The organism is Roseateles violae (assembly GCF_030410485.1).
Taxonomy (GTDB): Bacteria; Pseudomonadota; Gammaproteobacteria; order Burkholderiales; family Burkholderiaceae_C; genus Roseateles_D; species Roseateles_D violae.
On sequence record NZ_JAUHHC010000001.1, the window covers coordinates 63860 to 82969 of the forward strand.

At 70.3% G+C, this 19110-nt stretch carries 16 protein-coding genes; 12 read left to right on the plus strand and 4 right to left on the minus strand.

Going from position 1 to position 19110, the window contains the following annotated elements:
- Positions 1-2: 2 nt before the first annotated feature.
- Together amaB and QWJ38_RS00320 are read right to left on the minus strand one after the other, a co-directional pair.
- Positions 3-1502, minus strand: a complete 1500-nt coding sequence (amaB, locus tag QWJ38_RS00315) for an L-piperidine-6-carboxylate dehydrogenase (protein WP_290357039.1) — start codon at positions 1500-1502, stop codon at positions 3-5.
- Between the two features lie 15 nt (positions 1503-1517).
- Entirely contained in the window at positions 1518-2612 is a 1095-nt protein-coding gene (locus tag QWJ38_RS00320) for a saccharopine dehydrogenase family protein (protein WP_290358029.1), read from the minus strand.
- A gap of 144 nt (positions 2613-2756) precedes the next feature.
- Here QWJ38_RS00320 and QWJ38_RS00325 point away from each other — a divergent pair, with 144 nt between their 5' ends.
- From QWJ38_RS00325 to QWJ38_RS00345, 5 genes are all read left to right on the plus strand, one after another.
- Positions 2757-3203: an Lrp/AsnC family transcriptional regulator gene (locus QWJ38_RS00325; RefSeq protein ID WP_290357040.1), complete on the plus strand. Its 447-nt coding sequence runs from the start codon at positions 2757-2759 to the stop codon at positions 3201-3203.
- 84 nt (positions 3204-3287) lie between these two features.
- Positions 3288-3446, plus strand: a complete 159-nt coding sequence (locus tag QWJ38_RS00330) for a hypothetical protein (RefSeq protein ID WP_290357041.1) — start codon at positions 3288-3290, stop codon at positions 3444-3446.
- Between the two features lie 87 nt (positions 3447-3533).
- On the plus strand, positions 3534-5318 hold the full coding sequence (locus QWJ38_RS00335; RefSeq protein ID WP_290357042.1) for an ABC transporter ATP-binding protein: 1785 nt from the start codon (positions 3534-3536) through the stop codon (positions 5316-5318).
- Positions 5319-5387: 69 nt separating this feature from the next.
- Positions 5388-6041, plus strand: a complete 654-nt coding sequence (locus QWJ38_RS00340; protein ID WP_290357043.1) for a DUF6781 family protein — start codon at positions 5388-5390, stop codon at positions 6039-6041.
- Between the two features lie 9 nt (positions 6042-6050).
- On the plus strand, positions 6051-7739 hold the full coding sequence (locus QWJ38_RS00345) for an ABC1 kinase family protein (protein WP_290357044.1): 1689 nt from the start codon (positions 6051-6053) through the stop codon (positions 7737-7739).
- 3 nt (positions 7740-7742) lie between these two features.
- Here QWJ38_RS00345 and QWJ38_RS00350 read toward each other — a convergent pair whose 3' ends face one another.
- Positions 7743-8735 (minus strand): 2-dehydropantoate 2-reductase, encoded by a 993-nt coding sequence (locus QWJ38_RS00350; RefSeq protein ID WP_290357045.1) that lies wholly within the window; start codon positions 8733-8735, stop codon positions 7743-7745.
- A gap of 107 nt (positions 8736-8842) precedes the next feature.
- Between QWJ38_RS00350 and QWJ38_RS00355 the strand changes: the two genes are divergently transcribed.
- The 5 genes from QWJ38_RS00355 (at position 8843) to QWJ38_RS00375 (ending at position 16820) form a co-directional block, all read left to right on the plus strand.
- On the plus strand, positions 8843-11086 hold the full coding sequence (locus QWJ38_RS00355; protein ID WP_290357046.1) for a C1 family peptidase: 2244 nt from the start codon (positions 8843-8845) through the stop codon (positions 11084-11086).
- A gap of 142 nt (positions 11087-11228) precedes the next feature.
- Positions 11229-13817, plus strand: coding sequence for an FG-GAP-like repeat-containing protein (locus QWJ38_RS00360; protein ID WP_290357047.1), 2589 nt, complete (start codon positions 11229-11231; stop codon positions 13815-13817).
- Positions 13818-13841: 24 nt separating this feature from the next.
- Positions 13842-14288, plus strand: coding sequence for a VOC family protein (locus tag QWJ38_RS00365; protein ID WP_290357048.1), 447 nt, complete (start codon positions 13842-13844; stop codon positions 14286-14288).
- Positions 14289-14438: 150 nt separating this feature from the next.
- Entirely contained in the window at positions 14439-16217 is a 1779-nt protein-coding gene (locus tag QWJ38_RS00370; RefSeq protein ID WP_290357049.1) for a methyl-accepting chemotaxis protein, read from the plus strand.
- A gap of 51 nt (positions 16218-16268) precedes the next feature.
- Complete coding sequence (locus QWJ38_RS00375) at positions 16269-16820, plus strand: DUF2478 domain-containing protein (protein ID WP_290357050.1); 552 nt, start codon at positions 16269-16271, stop codon at positions 16818-16820.
- Here QWJ38_RS00375 and QWJ38_RS00380 read toward each other — a convergent pair.
- On the minus strand, positions 16801-17373 hold the full coding sequence (locus QWJ38_RS00380) for a hemerythrin domain-containing protein (RefSeq protein ID WP_290357051.1): 573 nt from the start codon (positions 17371-17373) through the stop codon (positions 16801-16803). The genes QWJ38_RS00375 and QWJ38_RS00380 overlap by 20 nt on opposite strands.
- A 178-nt stretch (positions 17374-17551) precedes the next feature.
- Between QWJ38_RS00380 and QWJ38_RS00385 the strand changes: the two genes are divergently transcribed.
- Positions 17552-17890, plus strand: coding sequence for a bacteriocin (locus tag QWJ38_RS00385; protein ID WP_290357052.1), 339 nt, complete (start codon positions 17552-17554; stop codon positions 17888-17890).
- 38 nt (positions 17891-17928) lie between these two features.
- Positions 17929-18630 carry a DUF6678 family protein gene (locus QWJ38_RS00390; protein WP_290357053.1) on the plus strand — a complete coding sequence of 234 codons (702 nt, stop codon included), beginning with the start codon at positions 17929-17931 and terminating at the stop codon, positions 18628-18630.
- The last annotated feature ends 480 nt before the right edge of the window (positions 18631-19110 follow it).

The window sequence follows — 19110 nt, forward strand, 5'->3', positions numbered from 1 at the left end:
GGTCAAATATCGAATTTGACGCCCTGTGCCAACGGCAGCTCGCGCGAGTAGTTGACCGTGTTGGTCGTGCGGCGCATATAGGCCTTCCAGGCGTCGGAGCCGCTCTCGCGGCCGCCGCCGGTCTCCTTCTCGCCGCCGAAGGCGCCGCCGATCTCGGCGCCCGAGGTGCCGATGTTCACATTGGCGATGCCGCAGTCGGAGCCGCTGGCGGAAACAAAGGTCTCGGCCTCGCGGATGTCGTTGGTGAAGATCGCCGAGGACAGGCCTTGCGGCACCGCGTTCTGCAGCGCGATCGCCTCGTCCAGGGTCTTGTACTTCAGCGTGTACAGGATGGGCGCGAAGGTCTCGTGCTTGACGATCTCGGTCTGCGCCGGCATGCGCACCAGGGCCGGCACTGCGTACCAGGCCTTCGGGTACTGCTGGGCCAGCGCGCGTTCGCCGCCGGTCACCTCGCCGCCCTGCTCGCGCGCGGCAGCCAGGGCCTGCTGCATCGCGTCGAAGGCGGCCTCGTCGATCAGCGGGCCGATCAGGTTGCCGGCCTCCACCGGCGAGCCGATCCTCAGCTGCGCGCGGGCGCGGTCCAGGCGGGCGACCAGCTCGTCGTGGATCGATTCATGCGCGATCACGCGGCGCGTCGTCGTGCAGCGCTGGCCGGCCGTGCCGTAGGCGCCGAACAGGATGCCTCGCACGGCGAGGTCCAGGTCGGCGCTGGGCGTGACGATGATCGCGTTGTTGCCGCCCAGCTCCAGCAGGCAGCGGCCGAAGCGCGCCGCCACGCGCGGGCCGACCGCGCGGCCCATGCGCGTCGAGCCGGTGGCCGAGACCAGCGCGACGCGCGCATCGTCGACCAGCGCCTCGCCGACCGCGGCGCCGCCGATCAGCACCTGCGACAGATGGGCCGGCGCGCCCGCGTAACGAGCCAGCGCCTTCTCGAACAGCGCCTGCGTGGCCAGCGCCGTCAGCGGGGTCTTCTCGCTGGGCTTCCAGATGCAGGAATCGCCGCAGACCAGGGCCAGGGCCGAGTTCCAGGCCCAGACGGCCACGGGGAAGTTGAAGGCCGAGATGATGCCGACGACGCCCAGCGGCAGGTACTGCTCCATCATGCGGTGGCCCGGGCGCTCGCTGGCGATGGTCAGGCCATGCAGCTGGCGCGACAGGCCGACGGCAAAGTCGCAGATGTCGATCATCTCCTGCACCTCGCCCTCGCCTTCGCTGGTGACCTTGCCGGCCTCCAGCGAGACCAGGCGGGCCAGCGCGGCCTTGTTGGCGCGCAGCTCCTCGCCGAACAGACGCACCAGCTCGCCGCGCCGGGGCGCCGGCACATTGCGCCATTCGAGGAAGGCGGCATGGGCGCGGCCGACGGCGGCCGTCATGTCGGCGGCGCTGGCCTCGTGCACGGCGCCAATGGCGGCGCCGTCGATCGGCGAGCGAACCTTGAGGGTACCGCCGGTGGTGGCGGCCGAGGGAACACCGAGGGTGCTCAGGAGGTCAGAGGTAGTCATGCCCATATTTTCCTCTCAGCCGATCGACTCGACCTGGCGCGACTGCTGATAGGCCTGGCCGAAGCGGTTGGCCAGGAAGGCCGGCAGCTCGACCTCCTCCTGGCGGATGAAGCCGCTTTGCGGCAGCCGGCCCTCGCGGAACAGGTCGACGGCGGCGCAGATGCCGGCGGCGGTGGTGATCTGGATCGCCGATAGCGGCGCCTTGGCATCGCGCTCGGCGAAGATCTTGCGTGCGAACACCTCCTGCATCAGCACGCCGTTCTTGAGGCCCGAGACGGTGACGAAGACCAGCACCACGTCCTGCATGGTCGCCGGCATGCTCTTGCGCATGATGTCCTTCAGCCGGTCCTGGTCGGAGGCCAGGGCCAGGTCCTCGAGCAGGAACTTCATCAGGTCGCGGTGGCCGGGGTAGCGCACCGTCTTGTAGTCGAGGTTGCGCACCTGGCCGGCCCAGGTCTCGCACAGGGTGCCCAGACCGCCCGAGGTGTTGAAGGCCTCGTACTCGGTGCCGTCCAGGCTGAAATGCTCCAGCCCCTCCAGCGGCAGGGCCGAGATGAACTCGCCGCCATGGATGGCCTCGCAGGGATGGCAGTACTCGTTGATCAGGCCGTCGACCGACCAGGTCAGGTTGTACTTGAGCGCATTGGTCGGGAAGGCCGGCAGGGCGCCCACGCGCATCTGCACATCGCGCACCTCGTCGAACTGCTTAGCCAGATGGTGGGCGACGATGCCGATGAAGCCCGGCGCCAGCCCGCATTGGGGCATGAAGGCGGTCTTGGCGTTCCGGGCCAGGTCCTTGATCGCCTTGGTGGCGGCGACGTCCTCGGTCAGGTCGAAGTAATGGCAGCCGCATTCGAGCGCCAGGGTCGCGGCGGTGATCGCCAGGTGATAGGGCAAGGCGTTGACGACGGCATCCTTGCCGCGCAGCTGGGCGGCCAGCGCGGCCTTGTTCTCGGTGTCGACTTCGGCCGTGGCGATGCCCTCGTTGTCGAGCGCGGCCAGGTACTTGGCGTTCTTGTCGATCACGGTGACGCGGTAGTCACCGGTGGCGTGCAAGAGGCGAGCAATCGTCTGGCCGATGTGGCCGGCGCCCAGCAGGGCAATCTTCATCGTCATCACAGTCTCCGGGTTCGTGGAATGAGGGCAGTCTAGAAACGGTGTCGGACGAAAGAAAGCACGAGTCCGACGAAAAACATGGGGAGAATGACGATCTGACATCTCTGCGATTCATATCGTCGAAAACAAGGGTTAACCATGAGTGGTGAAGCGAAGGACGCGATCGACCGTCAGCTGATCGCGCTGCTGCAGGCCAATGCGCGCGAGAGCACGGCCAATCTCGCACGCAAACTGGGCATCGCGCGCACCACCGTGGTGGCGCGGCTCGCCAAGCTGGAGAGCGGTGGCAGCATCGTCGGCTACACGGTGCGCCTGGGCAGCGATGCGGCGGACCGGGGCGTGCAGGCCTTCGTCGGCATCACCGTGCAGCCACGCGCCGGACGCGAGGTGATCAAGAAGCTGAGCGGCTTCCCGGAGCTGCGCCAGCTGGCCTCGGTGAGCGGCGAATTCGACTACATGGCGGTGCTGCGCGCCGAGTCGACGATGCGGCTCGATGCGCTGCTGGATGAAATTGGCGACATCGAAGGTGTGATCAAAACCACGAGTTCGGTCGTCTTGGCGCTGCGTGTCGACCGTAAGGCCTGAACAAAGGGTTTTTCCTGCCTCCTTTGCTGTACACCTGGCACGGTGTTTGCGCGTTCAATGCATGTCCTGCAAGGAGAATGCACGATGAGAAGTGTCAGCAACAGCATCGGCGGCAAGGTTCTGGTCGAGCACCGCAGCGGCCGCGTGGTCCTGACCGCGATGAAGGCCCTGGTCCTCGTCGGCGCCGCCTGGGGCGTGGTCTATCCGGCCCTGCTCTGGAGCCTGGGCCGGCTGCTGCAGTAAGCGCCGGTCCCCGGCTTCGGCAGATGACGGCGTCGCCCCCACGACGCCGGCGGCGGCACGCCGCGGCATCGGTTAAAAACCGTTGCCATGACAAGCAATGCTCACCCGCTGCAAAGCCTGCTCGCCTATGCGCGAGCGCACCGCCCGCAGATCCGCCTGGCGGTCCTCTACTCGGTCCTCAACAAGTTCTTCGACATCCTGCCCGAGGTCCTGATCGGCGCGGCCGTCGATGTCGTCGTGCGCGGCGAGCAGAGCTTTCTGGCCAGGAAGATCCTCGTCAACGTCGGCATCACCGACACCTGGCAGCAGTTGCTGCTGCTGGGCGCGCTGAACGTCGCCGTCTGGGGTGGCGAGTCGCTGTTCGAATACCTGCTGGAGCTGAAATGGCGCGGGCTCGCGCAGGACATCCAGCACCAGCTGCGGCTGGACACCTATGCCCATGTGCAGAAGCTGGAGCTGACCTTCTTCGAGAACCAGCGCACCGGCGCCCTGATGTCCATCCTCAACGAGGACATCAACCAGATCGAGCGCTTCGTCAACGGCGGCGCGACGCAGATCATCCAGGTGCTGTGCTCGTCGCTGATGGTCAGCGCGGTCTTCTTCGCCCTGCAGCCGGGCATCGCGCTGATCGCGCTGCTGCCCATCCCGCTGATCCTGTTCGGCGCCTTCTGGTTCCAAAAGCGGCTGGCGCCGCGCTACACGGCCGTGCGCGAGGCGGCCGGCGACGTCAGCGCGCGGCTCAACAACAATCTGCTGGGCCTGGCGACGATCAAGGCCTACACCACCGAGGACTTCGAGTCCGAGCACATCCGCCAGGCCAGCGATGCCTATCGCGGCGCCAATGCGCGCGCGATCCGGCTCAGCTCGGCGATCACGCCGGTGATCCGCATGGCCATCCTGGCCGGCTTCACCGCGACCCTGGTCTATGGCGGCTGGCTGACCCTGCACGGGCGGCTGGAGGTCGGCGCCTACTCGGTGCTGGTCTTCCTGACCCAGCGCCTCTTGTGGCCGATGACGCGGCTGGCCGAGGTCGCGGACATGTACCAGCGCTCGATGGCGGCGACGGCGCGCGCGCTGGGCCTGCTCGGCACGCCCATCCGCATCCGCTACGACGAAGGCCAGCACTTCGCGCCGCAGCAGGCGCGCGCCGCCCTGCGCTTCGAGAACCTGGGCTTTGCCTATGCCGAGCAGCCGACCCTGCAGAACATCTCGCTGGACATTGCCGCCGGCCAGACGGTGGCCTTTGTCGGCAGCACCGGCTCGGGCAAGTCGACCCTGGTCAAGCTGCTCCTGCGCTTCTACGAACCGCAGCAGGGCCGCATCCTGTTCGACGGGCGGGCCATCGCCGAGCTGAACCTGCAGGACCTGCGGCGCGCGATCGGCTATGTGGCGCAGGACAGCTTCCTGACCGACGGCACGATCGCCGAGAACATCGCCTACGGCACGCCGGGTGCCAGCGATGCGCAGATCCGCGCGGCGGCGGCGCAGGCCGAATGCCTGGAGTTCATCGAGCGGCTGCCGCTGGGCTTCGCGACCCGGGTCGGCGAGCGCGGCCAGAAGCTCTCCGGCGGCCAGCGCCAGCGCCTGGCGCTGGCGCGCGCGATCCTGAAGAACCCGCCGCTCTTGATCCTCGACGAGGCGACCAGCGCCGTCGACAACGAGACCGAGGCGGCGATCCAGCGCTCGCTGGCCATCGTCAGCCGCGGCCGCACGACCCTGGTGATCGCGCACCGGCTGTCGACGGTGCGCCAGGCGGACGCCATCCATCTGCTCGAGCGCGGCCGCATCGTCGAGAGCGGCCGGCATGAGGAGCTGCTGGCGCGCGGCGGCGCCTATGCGGCGCTGTGGCGGCTGCAGACCGGCGAGGCCTGAGTCCGCTCCACGGCCGGGATGGACCGAATCGCGCTATCCTGTTTGGCATCGCTACACGGGAGTCGCGAGATGACCGATACGACATCGCCCGGCGACGACGCCGCCGCTTCCGATCCCCCGCCCGAGGACGAGCAGGCGATCCGCGAGCGGGTGCGGCAGCTGAGCGCCCAGCTCTTTGCCGGCGGCAAGCTCGACACCGAGGGCATCAAGGAGGTCGTGCGCGCGATGAGCGGCGGCGCGATCAAGCCGCCGCTGGACAGCGCGGCGGCGCGCGAGGCCTTCACCGAGACGCTGCGCGGCCTCGACCAGGCGCTGCTGCTGTCCTCGCAGGCGGCGCACGAGGCGCTGGCGACCTTGGCCGCCCGCGGCAGCGACTTCTCCGACAACGACCTGAAGAACGCCTTCGCGGCGCTGCAGGAGATGCAGGGCGATTTCGTCGCCGCCGCCAATCACATCGCCGAGGCCAGCAGCGGCAATATCCGGCGCGAGCTGGTCGATCTGGCCCTGCATGCGCAGCGAGTCGGCGCGGACGCCAGCGTCAGCATCGCGCAGACCATGAGCGAGTTCGCCAACCGCATGAACGAGTCCTACCGCAACCGCGCGGTGCCCGGCCTCGAAAAGGCGCGCGAGTACGGCGCGAACATGACGCTGGTCACCAGCGGCCTGCTGGCCGGCTTCGCCGACGCGCTGCGCCAGCAGGCGGAAGCCCGCAAGGCGAAGTAGGACCTGCCCGTGCGCGAACCGCCGCCGAGCGTGGTGCGCGACCTGCCGCGCCTGCACGAGATCAGCCTGGTCTTCATGCGGCACGGCCTGGGCGACCTGATGCGCCGCATCGGCGTCGTCTCGGTGCTGGAGCGCGCCGGCACCCTGCTGCGCTGGGGCGAGGTCCAGCGCAGCCACCGGCTGCTGCCGCAGCAGCGCCTGCGCCTGGCGCTGGAGGAGCTGGGGCCCACCTTCATCAAGCTGGGCCAGATGCTGTCGACGCGCGAGGACCTGCTGCCGCCCGAGTGGACGGAGGAGCTGACCCTGCTGCACACCAGCGTCGCGCCGCTTCCGTTCGAGGCGATGCTGCCGGTCATCGAACAGGCGCTGGGCCGGCCGCTGGCCGAGGTCTTCGTCGATCTGGAGCGCGAACCGCTGGGCTCCGCCTCGATCGCCCAGGTGCATCGCGCGCGGCTGCTGGACGGCCGCGAGGTCGTGCTGAAGATCCGCCGCCCCGGCATCGAGGCCAAGATCGAGGCCGATATGCGGCTGCTCGCCCATCTGGCCCGTCTGGTCGAGAGCGAAATGCCCGAGGCGCGCCGCTACCAGCCGGGCCGCGTGGTCGAGGAGTTCCGCCGCTCCATCCTGCGCGAGCTCGATCTGGCGCTGGAGGCGCGCAATATCGAGCGCTTCGGCCGCAACTTCCGCGACGACCCGCACATCCTGATCCCGCAGGTCCATATGGCCTGGACCAGCAGCCGGATGAATGTGCAGGAGCACATAGACGGGCTCAGCGGCGAGGACCATGCCGCGATAGCGCGCGCCGGGCTGGACGCGAAGAAGCTGGCCCACCGCGGCGCCGCGGCCGTGCTGAAGATGATTCTGGAGCACGGCTTCTTCCAGGCCGATCCGCATCCGGGCAATGTGCTCTACCTGCCCGGCAACCGGCTGGCCATCATCGACCTGGGCATGGTCGGGCGGCTCTCGCCGGCGCGGCGCCACCAGGTGATCGACGTGCTGGCCGGCATCGCGCGGCGCGACAACGAGCCCATCATGGAGGTGCTGCTCGACTGGGCCGAGGAGGACGCGGTCGACGAGGAGCGGCTGGCCAGCGATGTGGACGAGCTGGTCACCGATTTCGCCGACCTGCCGCTGAAGGACATCCGCGTCGGCCGCCTGCTCGGCCGGCTGACGGCCATCGTGCGCGAGCACGGCATCCTGCTGCCCTCCGACCTGACCCTGATGTTCAAGTGCCTGGTCACCTTGGAAGGCTCGGCGCGCAAATACGACCCGGACTTCCGCCTGGTCGACCAGATCAAGCCCTTTGTCGACCGCGCGCAGGCGGCGCGCTATGCGCCGGCCGAGATCGCGCAGCGCGGCAGCGCCAGCCTCGGCCACTTCATCGGCCTGCTCGGCGCGATGCCGCGCGAGCTGAACCGGCTGCTGAAGGATGCGCGCCGCGGCCGGCTGCGCATCGACTTCGATCTGAAGCGGCTGGACGTCTTCGGCCACCGGCTCGACGGCGCGATCGACCGCATCACGATCGGCATCATGACCGCCTCGGTCGTCATCGGTTCATCGATCGTGATGACGGTCACCTCGGGACCGCAGGTCTTCGGCATCCCGCTGTTCACCATCCTGGGCGCGCTGGGCTTCCTGCTGGCCTTCTTCAACAGCGTCTGGGTGATCGTCTGGATCTGGCGCTCGCGGCGCGGCTGAAACCTAAAGCAGACCGCGCTGCCGGCCCAGCAGCCGCGTCAGCCCCAGCAGCGCGTCGGTATGCGGCGTGGCGATCCGCAGATGCTGGCCGACCTCGCGCACCGCGCCGACCAGGGCCATCAGCTCCAGCGGCCGCTGCGCCTCCAGGTCCTGCAGCATCGAGGTCTTGATCGCGCCAAGCTTGCGCGTCAGCGCATGGCGCTGCTCGGGCGTCTGCTCGATCGCGCAGCCGATGCGCGCGCCGATCGCGGCGGCCTCCAGCATCACCGCGCTGGCGAAGCCGCGCACCAGCTCGTCGTCGAGGATGCGGTCGCAGCTGGCGCCGGTCAGCGCCGAGATCGGGTTCATGGTCATATTGCCCCAGAGCTTGAACCAGATGTCGCGCTGGATGCGCTCCGACACCGTCGCCTCGAAGCCGGCACGGCTCAGCAGCGCGGCAACCTGCTCGACATGGGCCGGCCGCCCGCCGGCCGGCGCGCCGACGATCAGGCCCTGGCCCATCTGGTGGCGCACAAGACCCGGCTCCAGGCTGGAGCAGGCGGCATGGACGACGCAGCCGATCACCCGCTCGCTGGGAATCAGGTCGGCGATATGGCCCTCGGGATCGACCGCGCGCAGCGGCAGGCCGGCCGCCTCGCCGCCAAAGCCGTCGAAGAACCACCAGGGCAGGCCGTTCATCGCGACCAGCACGCGCGTCTCGGGGCCCAGCATCGCATGGACGGCCGGCGCCACGGCCGGCAGGGCCGGGCCCTTGACCGCGACGATGAGCAGGTCCTGCGGCCCCAGCTCGGCCGGGTCGTTGCTGGCGTGCACCGGCACAGTGATGCGCTCGCCGCTGCTCTGCTCCAGGCGCAGGCCCTGGCCGCGCAGCGCCAGCAGGCTCTTGCCGCGCGCGTAGGCGCTGAGCCGCAATTCCGGCCCCAGCGCCTGGGCCAGCCGCGCGCCCAGCCAGCCGCCGATCGCGCCGACGCCGACGATGCAGATCTTCTGAGTCATGGACTGGCACTCCTGTTCGGTGAATCTGCCGATAGCTTCCCACAACTTAGGGGCGGCGGCCGCCGAACCCGCGGCACAAGATGCACGAGCCGCAAGGAGACCGCATCATGGCCAGCAAGAAAGCCCCATCCGCATCCGCAACGAAGAAGGCCGGCAAGGCGGCCGCGCCGGTCGATTCGATCAAGCAGCGCGCGCTCGACGCGCGCCCCGACCGGCTTGATTTCCGCGATCTGGTCTACCGCGCGCCCTTGCGCTGCCTGTCGCCGCGCTATCCGGACGATGCGACGCTGAAGCGCTTCCTGCCCGGCTATGTGAAGGCCGGGCTGGTGCTGAACCAGGGCAGCGAGGGCGCCTGCACCGGATTCGGTCTCGCCTGCGTCGGCAACTACCTGCTGTGGCGGCGCCAGGTCTTGTCCGGCGGCAAGACCACGATGGCCTCGGTCAGCCCGCGCATGTTCTACGAGCTGGCCAAGCATTACGACGAGTGGCCCGGCCAGGACTACGAAGGCTCGAGCTGCCGCGGCGCGCTGAAGGGTTGGCACAAGCATGGCGTCTGCGCCGACAAGCTCTGGCCCTATCCGCTCGATGCGGACGGCAAGCCCCTGTTCGTGCGCCCCGGGCCCGGCTGGGCCGAGGATGCGGTCAGCCGGCCGCTGGGCGTCTACTACCGCGTCGACAAGCTGTCGGTCGTCGATCTGCAGGGCGCGATCGCCGAGATCGGCGCCGTCTACGTCTCGGGCACCGCCCACGACGGCTGGGACGCGGTGATGCAGAAGCTCGGCAAGGCGCGGGCGGCGCCCCGCTCGCACGACGAGCTGCCGGTGATCGGCACGATGAAGGACCCGGCGCACAGCGGCGGTCATGCGTTTGCGCTGGTCGGCTACAACGAGCGCGGCTTCGTGATCCAGAATTCCTGGGGCCTGGAATGGGGCGCCAGCGGCTTCGCCACCCTGCCCTACGAGGACTGGGTCACCAACGCGACCGATGCCTGGGCCGTCGCCCTGGGCGTGCCGCAGCTGCGCGGCGAGCGGGGCGGCGCGGTGGCTGGCGGCGCGAGCGGCCGCGCCTCGGCCTTTCGCGTGCCGCTCGGCCGCTCGATGATCGGACTGGCCCGGACCTCGGCCGTCACCGACAACCCGCCCGACGATCCCTGGCCGATCGACCACGAGTTCAACTACCCGCCCTACCAGCCCTGGAGCACGCCCCGCGCCTACCAGCACACGCTGCTGTCCGGCAACGAGGGCCTGCTGATGGTCACCGACTTCACCCGCCAGCGCGGCGACCGCGAAGGCCTGGCGCAGGAGCTGCTGCTCGAGCGGCCGCTGGCCTGGCAGCGCGCCGGCAAGCGCAAGACGCTGAAGCTGGCGCTGTACGCGCATGGCGGGCTCAATTCCGAATCGGAGGCGCTGCAGCGAACCCGGGTGCTGGCGCCCTATTTCGAGGCCAACGAGATCTATCCGATCTTCCTGACCTGGCGCACCGGCCCGGTCGAGACGATCACCAGCATGGTCGAGGACTGGGCGCGCCACCTGCTGGGCCTGTCCGACGAACGCAGCGGCGGCTGGCTGAACCTCGGCGAGGCCAAGGACCGGGCGCTGGAAGCGGCCAGCCGCGTGCTGGGCCGGGGCCTGTGGAGCGAGATGCGCGAGAACGCCGCGGCGGCCGGCGAGCCCGGCCACGCGCTGACCCTGGCCGCGCTGCAGCTGCGCGCGCTGCGCGACCAGCTGGCGCAGGACGGCGCCGCACTGGAGCTGCACCTGATCGGCCATTCGGCCGGTTCCATCCTGCTGGGCCATCTGCTCGATCTGCTGGTCGGCCCCGAGCCGCTGCCGGTGCAGAGCTGCCATCTGTATGCGGCCGCCTGCTCGGTCGATTTCGCCGTCCGGCATTACCTCGGAGCCGCCCAGGCCGGCGCCCTGCCGCTGGAGCGCCTGCATCTGTACCAGCTCAGCGACGGCAATGAGCGCGCGGACGGCCTGCCCAAGCCCAGCCTGCCGATCTACGGCAAGTCCCTGCTCTACCTGGTCTCGCGCGCGCTGGACGACCTGCGCAAGCAGCCGCTGCTGGGCATGGAGCGCGCGCTGCTGCCGGCCTATGCGCGGGACGCCGAGCAATGGGCGGCCAGCGCGCTGCCGGCCGTGCAGCAATGGCAGAAGGCCTGGGGCCCGCTGGCGGCGAAGAACGCGCTCTCGCACACCATCACGACGCCCAAGGTGCGCAACACCCGCGAGCAATGCCAGATCAGCGCGACGCATGGCTCCTTCGACAACAATATCGAGGTGCTGACCGACACGCTGGCGCGCATCAAGGGCGCGCCGCTGGTGCGCGAGATGGAGTGGCTGGACTACTGAGAAGCCGCGGACACCCCCATCGCCGCGGCGCATAGCGCACGGGGTCGGATCTTGCGCAGGCGCGGCAAGACCTGCCGCCCTATGATCCGGCGCAGGCCTCGCCGCAGCAAGAAGCGCGCACGGCCACAGGGAGTACACACCGATGCAGAAGTTTTCGATGGCCGCGCCGCTGGCGCGCCGGGCGGCCTGGCTATGGGCCGCCTTTGTCCTGAGCGCCTGCGGCGGCGGAGGTGGTGGTGGCGGCGGCGATCCGGTTATCGCGCCGCCGGCGCTGACGCTTTCCGCCGATGTCTATCCGCTGGCCAGCGGCGACCGCCGCAGCTGGCGCTCGACACTCACGCCGACGGCGCCGCTGCGCCATGAGCGCGTCGGCGAGGCGGTGACGGTCGGCAGCGGCACGGCGCTGCTGGCGCTGAGCGGCACGCAGGAGGCCGAAGACAGCGAATACCTGCAGCGCAGCGCCACCGGCATCAGCACGGTGCCCGGCCCGGGCAGCGATCCGCTGACCGCGGCGGTCGGCCCGCTGGAGCTGCTGCGCTTCGGCATCGCCCAGGGCCAGACGGTCCTGCTGTTCGAACGCAGCGTCTCGGCCGATGTCGATGGCGACGGCCGCCCCGATGGCATCGATCTGCGCGTCGAGAGCCTGTTCATCGGCAAGGAGGCGCTGACGACGGCACTGGGCAGCTTCCCCGACGCCTCGCATGTGCGGGCCACCGTGCGCACCGCGATCCGCCTCGCCGCCGGCGGCGCCGCGCAGACCCTGGTCTACACCGAGGACAGCTGGTACGCGCCGGAGCTTGGCCCGGTCAAGATCAGCTCGACGACGACCAGCAACGGCACCCCGCTCGAATCGACGGCCGAGGAGCTGGTCGCCTACCGCGTCGGCAGCCGGCGCAGCACGACGACGCCGGCCGCGCTCGGGACGACGACGCCGGCCGCCGGCGCGCCGCTCGATCCGCTGCACACGATCGAGCTGGACTTCAGCGCGGCGCTGGACCCGCTGTCGCTGCGCGGTGCGGCCGGCCTGGTCCTGCTCGACGGCGCCGGCCAGACGGTGCCGATCGAGATTAGCCAGAGCCAGGACCTGAAGCACCTGAGCATCCGGCCCAAGTCGACCCGCCTGCCCGACCAGCGCTACGAACTGCGCAACGCCGGCCAGGCCAGCGATCTGGCCGGCAATGCGCTGCCGGCCAGCGTGCTGAGCTTCTTCGTCGACACGACGCCGCCGCTGCTGATCTCGTCCTCACCGGCCCGGGACTCGACCGAGGCCTCGACCACCGAGCCCCTGCGGCTGCGCTTCGACGAGCCGATCAAGGCGAGCTCGAGCGCGCCGCCGCGCGTGCGGCTCTACGGCCCGAGCAGCACCGACTACCTGCCGGCGACGATCTCGGGCGACGAGCTGCTCGTCGCCCTGCCGCAGCCGCTGCAGCGCAACGCCCGCTACACGCTGGAGCTCTACGAGGGCGTCAGCGACGCGGCCGGCAATACCCCGGCCCGTTTCTTCGTCGACTTCCGCACCGATCCCGGCCCGCTGGCGCGGCCGCTGCCGCTGGCCGCCGAGGCGATCGTCAACGCGATCGCCCTGGCCGATATCGACGGCGACGGCCGCCGCGATCTGCTGGTCGCCGCCCAGCGCATCGGCTCCTACGAGAAATGGATAGGCGTGCGGCGCCAGCAGGCCGACGGCCGCTATGGCGACGTGCAGAAGCTGTTGAGCCTGGGCGAGGGCTATCTGTTCGACATCACTGCGCTGGCGGTGATCGACGCCGATGGCGACGGCCTGCGGGACATCGCGCTCTATGGCCAGTCCGGCATGCAGCTCTGGCGCCAGCAGGCCGGCGGCGGCTTCGTCGCCGAGGCGGTGCCGGCCAATCTGGCCAGCTGGCGGATCTATGGCTCGGACCTGGGCAGCAGCGGGGGCCGGGGCACGCTGGCCGTGGCCGAGCTGGGCCGCTTCAACTTCCTGCACCGCGATGCGGCCGGCAGCTGGACCAGCGTCGCCCAGCTGAGCGCCGGCGCGGACTTCGTCGCCGCCTGGCAGCTCGCCGATATGAATGGCGACGGCCTGCCCGATCTGGTCTGGCTGCGCGCCAGCGCCGGCGGCGCGCTGGAGCTGGTCTGGGCGCCGCGCCAGGGCGCCGGCTTCGGCGCCGAGCGCGGCACCCGCACGCTGCCGGTGGAGCTGGGCTCGCAGCCCGATCTGGCCATCGGCGATGTCGACGGCGACGGCCGGCCCGATGTCGTTCTCGTCGGCTCGGGCAGCGACCAGATCGGCCGCGTGCTGCTCTTGCGCCAGCAGGCCGACGGCAGCTTTGCCGCGCCGCTCGTCCATGCCAGCAGCTATTCGCCGCGCGCCGTCCTCATCGGCGACGTCGACGGCGACGGCCGCGCCGATCTGCTGGTCGCGCATGACACGGCGAGCCGGCTGGGCGTCTATCTGCAGGCGGCCGACGGCACGCTGCAGGCCGAGCGCCTGTTCGAGAGCGGCTATGCCTATTACGGCGCCAACCAGCTGGCCCTGCTGGACATGAATGCCGACGGCCGCATGGACATCGTCGCCAAGTCGGACCTGCTGATGGGCCGCAGCTTCAGCGGCGCCTGGCCGCTGGGCGCGCCGGCCGCGGCCGCCCTCAGGACGCAGGCGCTCGACCCGGCGGCGGCCCCCGCCAGCAAGCCCAGCCGCAGCCGCGGCCTCGGCCGGCTGCTGGCGCCGGCCGCCGCGCGACAATGAGCGCCAAGCCACGAGGAACCCGCTATGAAATACCTGCACACCATGGTCCGCGTCCACGATCTGGACGCCTCGCTGAAGTTCTACCGCGACGCGCTCGGGCTGGAGGTCGTGCGCCGCAGCGAGCATGAGGCGGGCCGCTTCACCCTGGTCTATCTGGCCGCGCCCGGCGACGAGGCTGGCAAGTACCAGCCCCAGGTCGAGCTGACCTACAACTGGCCCGATGCCGAGGGCCGCGCCGAGGTCTACGGCGGCGGCCGCAATTTTGGCCATATCGCCTATGCGGTCGACGATATCTACGCGGCCTGCCAGCGCCTGATGGACCATGGCGTGACCATCCTGCGCCCGCCGCGCGACGGCCGCATGGCCTTCGTCCGCTCGCCCGACCAGATCTCGATCGAGCTGCTGCAGAACGGCCCGGCGCTGGCGCCGGCCGAGCCCTGGAGCGCTATGCCCAATACCGGCAGCTGGTAAGGCCGGGCCGGCCGGCGTCGCCAGCCTCGCGCCGCGCTCGTGCATTTCGTGCAATGCGCCCGCGCGGCGGCGGCTTCGCATGCGCGCGGCGCTTCGATCCGGGCTATGGTCGCGGTCCCAGCCCGTGAACCCCGCCTGTCGAGAGCCGCCATGAGCCAGCCCGCCGCCACGCCTCCTTCCTCGCCCCTGGGCCGCCTCAGCGTGGCCGGCCGCCTCTGGCTGGCCGTCGCCCTCGTCATCGTGGCCATGGGCAGCCTGATCACCTATTCCAGCGCCCGCAGCGGCCGCATCCAGCGCGAGGCCGATGCGGCCGGCGCGGCGATGGACGCCAAGCAGAGCGCGGCCGAGCGCTGGTCCGCGCTGACGATGAGCAATGTGGTGCGCGTGCAGGCGGCCGCGATCAGCAACGACCCGGCCGTCGAGGCCGCGTTCAAGAACGATATCGGCAGCGCGATCGCCGAGATCAGCAAGGTCCAGCAGGCGATCGAGAAGATGGCCCTCAGCGCGGAGGACAAGGCGCTGATGGACAAGATCGCCGTCGAGCGCAAGGCCGTGCTCGAATCGCTGGCCAAGACGCGCGAGCTGAAGGCGGCCGGCAATATCGCCGGCGCGACCGAGGAGACGCAGCAGCGCTTCAACCCCGCCGTCGTCGTCTATCTGAAGTCGCTGCGCGACTTCGCCGATCTGCAGGACAGCGCCAAGAAGAAGGTGCAGGAGCAGATGGCCGAGCAGCGCCAGGGCACGCTGCGCATCGCCAGCCTGATCGTCGCCGTGATCGTGCTGGGCCTGGTCGGCGGCGCTCTGCTGCTGATCCGCTCGATCCAGCGCCCGCTGGAGCAGGCGATCGGCGTGGCCGAGCGCATTGCCGCTGGCGATCTGTCCAGCGATGTGCGGGTCGAGCGCGGCGACGAGTTCGGCCAGCTGCTGGGCGCGCTGGACAAGATGGTGCGCCAGCTGCGCGGCGTCGTCGGCGAGGTGCGCCAGGGCGTCGAATCGGTCTCGACCGCCTCGGCCGAGATTGCCACCGGCAACCATGATCTGAGCGCGCGCACCGAGCAGACGGCCTCCAGCCTGCAGCAGACCGCCAGCTCGATGGAGCAGCTGACCGGCACCGTGTCGAACTCCGCCGACGTCGCCCGCCAGGCCAACCAGCTGGCCGCCTCGGCCGCCGAGACGGCCAGCCGCGGCGGCGCCGTCGTCTCGCAGGTAGTCAGCAATATGGACGAGATCACGCAGAGCTCGCGCAAGATCGGCGACATCATCGGCACCATCGACGGCATCGCTTTCCAGACCAATATCCTGGCGCTGAACGCAGCCGTCGAGGCAGCGCGCGCCGGCGAACAGGGCCGCGGCTTCGCCGTCGTGGCCGCCGAGGTGCGCACCCTGGCGCAGCGCAGCGCGCAGGCGGCCAAGGAGATCAAGACGCTGATCAACGCCTCGGTCGAGCGGGTCGAATCGGGCGCGCAGCTGGTCGGGCAGACCGGCTCGGTGATGGAGGAGATCGTCACCAGCGTGCGCCGCGTCACCGACATGATCGGCGAGATCGCCTCGGCCGCCACCGAGCAGCGCGACGGCATCGCCCAGGTCAATGTGGCCGTCACCAATCTGGACCAGATGACGCAGCAGAACGCCGCCCTGGTCGAGGAATCGGCCGCCGCCGCGCAGTCGCTGCGCGAGCAGGCGCAGCGACTGGCCGAGGTCGTGTCCGTGTTCAATGTCGGTCAGCAGAGCGCCGCCGTTGTCGCTGCGCCGCGCGCCGTGGCCGTGAAGCCCGCGGCCGTCACCGCGCCGCGCCCGGCCACCAAGCCGCCGGTCGCCAAGGCGGCCGCAGCGAAGCCGGCGGCGCCGCGCAAGCCGAGCCCGGCGCCCGCGCCGGCCGCCGTCGGCAGCAACAGCAGCAGTGCCGACGGCGACTGGGAAACCTTCTGAGCCGAGCGCGCCGGCGCCTTGGCGGGACACCTTTTGCCTTAGGCTTGCGGCATGCACAAGGACGACGACTTCGATCCCGAGGCGCCGCTGGCCGCTGCCATCGTCGACGACCGCAGCCTCGATATGGACGCCTTTCTGACGGCCATCGTGCGCCGCCAGCAGGCCCTGGGCCTGCGGCTGCGCGGCTTCCTGATGAAGCGACCGCCGCGCGAGAACGGCTGCGCGGCGACCATGGTGCTGGTCGATGTGAACGATGCGAGCGAGTACCTGGTCTCGCAGCCACTGGGCAGCGGCTCGCGCGGCTGCCGCGCCGACCCGGCGGCCTTCGCGCGGGCGAGCCAGGTCTTGCGCGAGGCGCTGGAGCAGGCACCCGATCTGATCGTCAGCAACCGCTTCGGCGACCTTGAGCTGCGCCGCGGCGGCTTCAGCGCCGAACTACTGGCGGCGATGGAGCACGGCATCCCGCTGCTGACCACGGTGGCGCAGCGCAATGCCGAGGCCTGGCAGCAATTCAGCGGCGCCGGCCGCCTGCTGCCACCGGACGAGGCCGCCGTGTCGGCCTGGCTGGCCGCGGCGATCGCGCTCAGCCGGGCGTCTTCCTGATCGTCGCGCCGCGGCGGCCCGCCATCTCGGCGCCGATCGCCGCCAGCGCCGCGGCGCCACCCGCCTCCTCGTGCAGCACCCGCGCCTGCGGAAAGGCCAGCTCATCTTCCAGCCGCAGATGCGCGTCGTGCAGCCGACCGAAATGCTCGGCGGCCTCGGCCAGGCGCGGCGGCAGCCGCCCCGCCTCGATCTCGCGCAGCTGCGGTGCCAGCAGCTCCCAGGCGGCGCGGATCTGCTCATGCTCGCGCAGCAGCTGCTCGGCCGCCGCGCGCAGCGCTGCATCGGCCGAGCGCCGCAGCACCGGCACGATATGGCGCTCCTCGTCCTCGTGGTGGGCCGGCGCGGCCAGCGTGAAATAGCGCAGCAGATCGGCGGCCGCCTGGCGCGCCTGCTCGTCCACGCCCTGCGGTTGCGCGCCCAGATGCTGCTGCAGACGCGCCAGCAGGCGCAGCGAGCGCCGCAGGCGCTCGTGGCAGGCCGCGAGCATTTCGAACGGCGCCTCGAAACCGGCCGCGGGCGACTCGAATCCGGGCAGGGCTTTGTTGATCGGCATCGGGCGCCAGCTTAGCCCCTCGCGGGCCGGCGCGGTTTGCTCGCCCTCAAACGCCGCCGCGCGGCATGGACTTGCGGCCGCGTCCTACAGTGCGGCAGCGTGGCGGACCACGAGCCGGCCATGGCGCGGCGCTTATAAGGAATCGAGTCCGCCAACCGGATCGGAAAGAGAGGCCGCCATGAACCATCCCATCGACACCCCGCTGCCGGACGACACTGTCGATGAAGACCTCGCCCAGCAGGCCCGCCCCGGCTACGGCATCCCGTCCCAGGATCCGCGCCGGCACGCGCAATTCCCGCTCGACGAGGAGGAGGCCGAACGCGAGGCGCGCTCGGTGCTGGTCGGCGGCGGCGTCGTCGCCGGCGCGGCCACCGGCGCCGCGATCGGCACGGCCACGGCCGGCCCGCTGGGCACCGTCGTCGGTGGCGCGGTCGGCGCCGTCGCCGGCGCGCTGGGCGGCGCCGCGGCGGGTGGTCTGGTCAACAGCGAGGCTTCGACGCAGGACAAGCAGCCCTGAGCCGGGAGTCGCGCGCGGGGCGTTAGCATCATGCCCCGATGAAGCCAGATGAAGCGATCCCCCTGAACCTGTACGAGGTCGTCCGCTGGGGCAATGAGTCGGACGATCCGGTGACCGGCGGGCCGAACGGCCCCGACACCTGCTTTCTGGTGCGTGCCGAATCGGTCGAGGCCGCGGCGCAGCTGGTCGATCGCGAGTTGGCGAGGATGCCCAGCGAGTTCGTCCAGCCCTTTGCCTCGCTGGTCCACCTGCTCGGCACCGAGCGCGCCAGCGAGTCCACGCCGCGGGTCCTGCGCGGGCCCTATGTGCAGAGCGCCTATGGCCATGGCTGGCGCAGCTGGAACCGCGACGAGCGCGACGGCCCCTGGATCGAGCACATCCCGGTGCAGCACATCACCGAGCGGATGAAGGCGCTGCTTAAGAGCGGCGCGATCGTGCGCCTGATCAGCGGCGCGCAATGGGCCAATCTGGCCCGCGCGATGCTGACGCTGCCGGCCAAGGGGCCGCTGGGGCGGGTGAAATACGTGGTGCGCGACGAGCCGGCGCCGGAGTTCTTCGCGGTCGACTGGCAGCTGCTGGCGGAGAGCCGGGCGACGACGAACATCATCGAGTGGGTGGAGATCGACGGCATCGGCGCCATGGCCGAGATCACCGGCGCGCTGCAGGCGAATCAGATTGCGTTCACGACGACCAGCGACGACCGGGTGATGGTGAGGGGGTATGCGAGGGGGCCGACGTAAATCGCAAGCGGTTTCGCCGGAACTGCGGAATGTCCTGCGGCAGCCACTGGCTATCGCAGAGCGAACCTGGCGCTTCTCATCCGCCGCCGCTACACCGCCAAACGCAAAAAGGCTCCCCGAGGGGAGCCTTTTTTCGTCTGGTGGCCTGGGGCGGAATCGAACCACCGACACGCGGATTTTCAATCGGAATCCGCGTGCGCGGCAGGACCGAGCCCACACGCAACAATCAACAAAATCAAGCACTTACAGCGCACTGGACCGCAGTCAAACGCAACCATCCGCACCCGACTCCCAACGCCACCGCCAGAGCAGTGCCAGAAACGAACCTTGTGGTCGCCGCTGACCGCAACGCTGGCAATAGCGTCTCACGAACAGTGTAGTCACCGTCGGTTTATATGGGCAAGCCACCCGTGGCTTGGTGTCGACGCAAGGCTACGGGCATGCAGACCCCGGCACGCGCCGGAGTCCATGAATCAAGAT

What these genes read in the sequence shown, in the direction of transcription:
- amaB (WP_290357039.1), bottom strand. Translation starts at nt 1,502, where the DNA reads ATGACTACCTCTGACCTCCTGAGCACCCTCGGTGTTCCCTCGGCCGCC.
- QWJ38_RS00360 (WP_290357047.1), top strand. Translation starts at nt 11,229, where the DNA reads ATGCAGAAGTTTTCGATGGCCGCGCCGCTGGCGCGCCGGGCGGCCTGG.
- QWJ38_RS00350 (WP_290357045.1), bottom strand. Translation starts at nt 8,735, where the DNA reads ATGACTCAGAAGATCTGCATCGTCGGCGTCGGCGCGATCGGCGGCTGG.
- QWJ38_RS00390 (WP_290357053.1), top strand. Translation starts at nt 17,929, where the DNA reads ATGAAGCCAGATGAAGCGATCCCCCTGAACCTGTACGAGGTCGTCCGC.
- QWJ38_RS00370 (WP_290357049.1), top strand. Translation starts at nt 14,439, where the DNA reads ATGAGCCAGCCCGCCGCCACGCCTCCTTCCTCGCCCCTGGGCCGCCTC.
- QWJ38_RS00365 (WP_290357048.1), top strand. Translation starts at nt 13,842, where the DNA reads ATGAAATACCTGCACACCATGGTCCGCGTCCACGATCTGGACGCCTCG.
- QWJ38_RS00375 (WP_290357050.1), top strand. Translation starts at nt 16,269, where the DNA reads ATGCACAAGGACGACGACTTCGATCCCGAGGCGCCGCTGGCCGCTGCC.
- QWJ38_RS00355 (WP_290357046.1), top strand. Translation starts at nt 8,843, where the DNA reads ATGGCCAGCAAGAAAGCCCCATCCGCATCCGCAACGAAGAAGGCCGGC.
- QWJ38_RS00380 (WP_290357051.1), bottom strand. Translation starts at nt 17,373, where the DNA reads ATGCCGATCAACAAAGCCCTGCCCGGATTCGAGTCGCCCGCGGCCGGT.
- QWJ38_RS00330 (WP_290357041.1), top strand. Translation starts at nt 3,288, where the DNA reads ATGAGAAGTGTCAGCAACAGCATCGGCGGCAAGGTTCTGGTCGAGCAC.
- QWJ38_RS00325 (WP_290357040.1), top strand. Translation starts at nt 2,757, where the DNA reads ATGAGTGGTGAAGCGAAGGACGCGATCGACCGTCAGCTGATCGCGCTG.
- QWJ38_RS00385 (WP_290357052.1), top strand. Translation starts at nt 17,552, where the DNA reads ATGAACCATCCCATCGACACCCCGCTGCCGGACGACACTGTCGATGAA.
- QWJ38_RS00320 (WP_290358029.1), bottom strand. Translation starts at nt 2,612, where the DNA reads ATGAAGATTGCCCTGCTGGGCGCCGGCCACATCGGCCAGACGATTGCT.
- QWJ38_RS00340 (WP_290357043.1), top strand. Translation starts at nt 5,388, where the DNA reads ATGACCGATACGACATCGCCCGGCGACGACGCCGCCGCTTCCGATCCC.
- QWJ38_RS00335 (WP_290357042.1), top strand. Translation starts at nt 3,534, where the DNA reads ATGACAAGCAATGCTCACCCGCTGCAAAGCCTGCTCGCCTATGCGCGA.